At 67.4% G+C, this 994-nt stretch carries 1 protein-coding gene; it reads right to left on the minus strand.

Annotated elements, in window-relative coordinates; all coding sequences use genetic code 11:
- The coding region (locus tag FGX59_RS37005; RefSeq protein WP_240722887.1) for a transposase at positions 1–919 on the minus strand (919 nt) is incomplete at its 3' end.
- Positions 920–994 lie beyond the last annotated feature (75 nt).

The raw sequence follows: 994 nt of genomic DNA on the forward strand, positions 1-994 counted from the left end.
GGTGAAGGATTTTCGATGCGGGCCGGGGCGTGAGGGTGCGGCTTGGTGCCTTGGCGGCCCGCGTTGGAAATCCTCCCAAGGTGGAAGCCGCGGGCCGCCGGTGGATGTCTATGTTCGAAATCGCGACGCGGTGGGTGTAGCGCCCGAGATAGGCCAGCACCGCCTCCGGCCCGCCGAAGGGCGGCTTGGCATAGACCACCCAGTCCATTTTCCGGAACGGCGCGAGCCAGGCAGCGAAGGCACCGGCATCCGCCAGTCCGGCGAGATCGCCGAAGAAGGCGAGTATCCCGGCCTGATGCAGTCCGAGCAGCCCTTCCAGGAACAGCCGCCGGAACAGCCGGGACAGGACCTTCACCGGCAGCAGAAAACCGGAGCGGCAGGCGACCCACCGCGACCCGTCCGGCGACAGGCCGCCGCCGGGCACGATCATGTGGATGTGGGGATGGTGGGTCAGCACGGAGCCCCAGGTGTGAAGCACGCTCGTCATGCCGACCCGCGCGCCGAGATGCCGGGGATCGGCAGCGATGGTGGCCAGGGTTTCGGCAGACGTCCGGAACAGCAGGCCATAGACGGCCTTCTTGTTCCAGAACGCGATCTGCGCGATTTCCGCCGGTAGGGTGAAGACGACGTGGAAGTATTCCACAGGCAGAAGGTCTTCGGCTCGCGCCGCCATCCAGTCGCGCGCCGTCGGCCCCTGGCACTTCGGGCAGTGCCGGTTCTTGCAGGAATTGTAGGCGATGTGGTGGTGGCCGCACTTGCCACACGCGGCCACATGCCCGCCGAGCGCCTCCGTCCGGCAGGCTTCGATCGCTGACATCACCTTGAGCTGGCTCAGGCTGACATGCCCGGCATTGGTCCGCCGCCACGCAGGACCATGAGCACGGAAGATGTCAGCGATCTCCAGCCTTGGCCGGGGCACCCCGGCCCCTGGTCACCCGGGGCTTCCTTTCGCGGTCCGGTCCTGCAGCTTCGCCAGCATCTCGAAGGGGCTGAC

Source organism: Poseidonocella sp. HB161398, from assembly GCF_005870025.1.
Taxonomy (GTDB): domain Bacteria; phylum Pseudomonadota; class Alphaproteobacteria; order Rhodobacterales; family Rhodobacteraceae; genus Mangrovicoccus.